Origin of the sequence: uncultured Campylobacter sp. (assembly GCF_938018035.1) — a bacterium.
Lineage (GTDB): Bacteria > Campylobacterota > Campylobacteria > Campylobacterales > Campylobacteraceae > Campylobacter_B.
Genome location: NZ_CALIJF010000262.1, coordinates 1 through 3,296 on the forward strand (window position 1 = coordinate 1; position 3,296 = coordinate 3,296).

General features: G+C 31.2%; 3 protein-coding genes. All 3 read left to right on the forward strand.

Annotated features, from left to right (window positions below; genetic code table 11):
* Window positions 1–23: 23 nt before the first annotated feature.
* A complete protein-coding gene (wecC, locus tag Q0257_RS07795) occupies window positions 24–1,223 on the forward strand; it encodes a UDP-N-acetyl-D-mannosamine dehydrogenase (RefSeq protein WP_298023681.1) in 1,200 nt (399 codons plus the stop codon).
* Window position 1,224: 1 nt separating this feature from the next.
* On the forward strand, window positions 1,225–2,844 hold the full coding sequence (locus Q0257_RS07800; protein ID WP_298023674.1) for a hypothetical protein: 1,620 nt from the start codon (window positions 1,225–1,227) through the stop codon (window positions 2,842–2,844).
* Window positions 2,837–3,296, forward strand: a 460-nt coding sequence (locus Q0257_RS07805) for an acyltransferase family protein (RefSeq protein WP_298023677.1), incomplete at its 3' end; no start/stop codon positions are given. The genes Q0257_RS07800 and Q0257_RS07805, both read left to right, overlap by 8 nt.

Genomic DNA, 3,296 nt, shown 5'->3' on the forward strand with positions numbered 1-3,296 from the left:
ATACTGGAATTTTTAAAAGGAATATTGTGAAAAAAGTTTGCATCTTAGGTCTTGGGTATATAGGGCTGCCTACGGCGGCGCTTTTAGCGAGCAAGGGCTATAAAATCCACGGCGTTGATGTAGTGCAAAGCGTCGTAGATACGATCAATCAGGGCAAAATTCATATCGTAGAGCCTGAACTAGGGGAACTTGTAAAAAAATCAGTAGAAAGCGGAAATTTAAAAGCAGATGTTAAGCCTGATTTCGCAGACGTTTTTATCATAGCTGTTCCGACGCCGTTTCGAGACGGATACGTGCCAAATATCGATTATGTCATAAGTGCGGCAAAATCGATAATACCATATGTAAAAGACGATAATATGGTCGTTTTAGAATCCACTTCACCGGTAGGTACTACCGAAAAGATAGGTGAAATTTTAAAAAATGGCGGTGTTGATATTTCTAAAATTTATATCGCTCATTGCCCGGAGAGAGTTTTGCCGGGTAAAATTTTAAAAGAGCTTACGCAAAACGATAGGATCGTGGGCGGAACTACAAAGATTGCTACTAAAAAGATAGCGGAATTTTACGCAGAATTCGTAGAAGGCGAAGTTTTGCAGACCGACTCGAAAACTGCAGAGATGTCAAAGCTTACAGAGAATTCTTTCCGCGACGTAAACATAGCCTTTGCAAACGAGCTTAGCATTTTGTGCGATAAATTCGGCATCAACGTCTGGGAGCTCATCTCGCTAGCAAACCGTCATCCGCGAGTTAATATTTTAAGCCCGGGCTGCGGCGTAGGCGGGCACTGCATAGCGGTCGATCCGTGGTTTATCGTCCATGCCGGCGGCTACGAAGCAAGGTTGATCAAATCCGCAAGAGAGGTCAATGATCACAAAGCCGAGTGGTGTATTGAAAAAATCAAAAACGCCGCTTTGAAATTTGAGCTGCAAAACGGCAGAAAGCCCAAAGTCGCGTGTATGGGGCTTGCTTTTAAGCCAGACATCGACGATTTGCGGGAATCGCCTGCGCTAAATATAACCAAGTGCCTGATCGCAGACGGCGTCGATGTGGTTGCTGTGGAGCCCAATATCAAGGCTCACAAAGATTTTGAGATAGTGGATTATAAAAAGGCTATTGAAATTTCGGACATTATCGTATTTTTAGTCGGGCATAAGGAATTTAAAGGGCTAAAAATAGAAAAAGAAGTTTTGGATTTTTGCGGAGTTCTGAGGCCGTATTAATATGAATATAATTTTGACAGAAATTTCTTTTTTAAAAAATATTTCTATAGAAGGTGCTATATATTTAATTGATAGCATAGATTCTTTTGGTGTAGCAAAAGGTATAAAGTTATATGAATATTTTATTAGAAGTCATAAAAAGGCAAGAATCATTAATAAGGTTTTATTTGAAAATAATTTTGTTTCAAATGCAGCGCTACATTTGAGTCTTATGAAATTGAGCGATAAAACGTTATTTGAAATGGTAAGAATACTAGAAATAATAAATGATTTTAGAGATGCCGATAAAAACAATACAATTTTTGTTTATAGTAAATATAACGAGTATCTATCAGATATAGCAAATTTACTGAAAACAACTCTTGACGATGTGGTTATAGTTGATATTGAAATAAAGAAAATAAATAATATTAAATTATACATTAAACCAGTATTAAAAATAATTATTCTAATGCTACTCTTTTTTATATATAGACCTAAAAATAAAGATATTAATGGTATTTTCTTTATGTACAATGATCATATATCATTTAAATTTGCAATACCGTTTTTAAAGTACAAGATTACCACCTTTCCTTTTTTTTCATCTGGGTTGATATTTAGTAAAATTTTATATGATTCGAAAAACTATATAAATTTTAAGTTTATAAATCCGTTGCAGTTCATTAAAGGTATTCGTAGATTGTCAAATAATAAAAAATGTATAGTAAATTCTAATTTACCAAATGCAATTAAACACATATATATAGAAAAATTGCTAGAATTAGAAATAGATACAATGATGATACTTAGTTTAAAAAGTAAATTTAGAAAAATTAAATATATAATTGGATCTTTTGATAGCTACCCTGAAATAGATTATGTAACGTTTTTATTAAATAGTATTTATAATATTAAAACTATATGTATTCCGCATGGTGTTAATTTTAAGTATAAAGTTAATTATATTTCTTATGGAACAAACATATATACATTATGGAGCCAAAATCATTTTGATAGAATGGCAGAAGTTTCTTTTGAGAAAAGTGGAATTAAAAGAATAACAGGGAATAATGTTTATGCCGATACATTATCGTCTTTAATACATAAAGGCAGAAACAAAACGATATTAATTATAGGAGAGTACTTTTCTGAAGATAATTTCTATTCTTCCCCTTTTAACAAGAACACCACAATTTTATTGCTTGAAATTATGAAAAAATTTATGCAGCGCCATAGTGATTGTAAATTAAATATTAGAACCAGAATTTATGATGATTATTTTAATATAGCATCAAAATATATATCATCAAATATCTCCATTTCCGATACCGATATTTCTATTATTGATAGTATCAATGATAGCGATCTTGTTATATCTATTTTTTCAAATGCATTACATGAGGCCCTGTTACTCGAAAAAAAAGTCATTCAAGTGAATTTGTTGAATATAGAAAATTATAGAGATTTAGCGTCCGATGGGCTTGTATATTATGCTGATAGTGCGGAAAAATTTGAAAAATATTTGGAAGATTGGTACGATGACAAATTGTATCCGAAAATAGATTATAAGCTACACCTAGAAAAATATGCCAATAATGGAAAATTTAATCTCTTAAAAGAAAGCGATATCTATGAATAAATATTTAAACGAAAGAATTATTTATTTGGATATAGCAAAAGGTATAGGAATTTTACTTGTTGTATTGGGTCATCTAAATTTGGAATTTGTATTCAAGAATATCATATATTCATTTCATATGCCACTATTTTTCTATTTAGGCGGCGTAGTTTCGTTTCCTAGAAATGAAATACCATGGCGCAATATTAAAAAATTTTTATTTTTGTATCTAATATTTGGATTTTGTTTTTCTTGCATAATTATGATGCAAAGCATGTCTTTTAATATAGAGCTTATATACAATATATTTAGATCAAACCCTATTAGCATATATAATATTAAATGGTTTGGAGTTTTTTGGTTTATATTGACATATTCTATAGTATTGATATTATCTAAAATAAAAAAAATATTCAATGTGATAGGAACAGCTATTTCAAAAAGACAAAGCGATAACTTTATTAATGAGATTG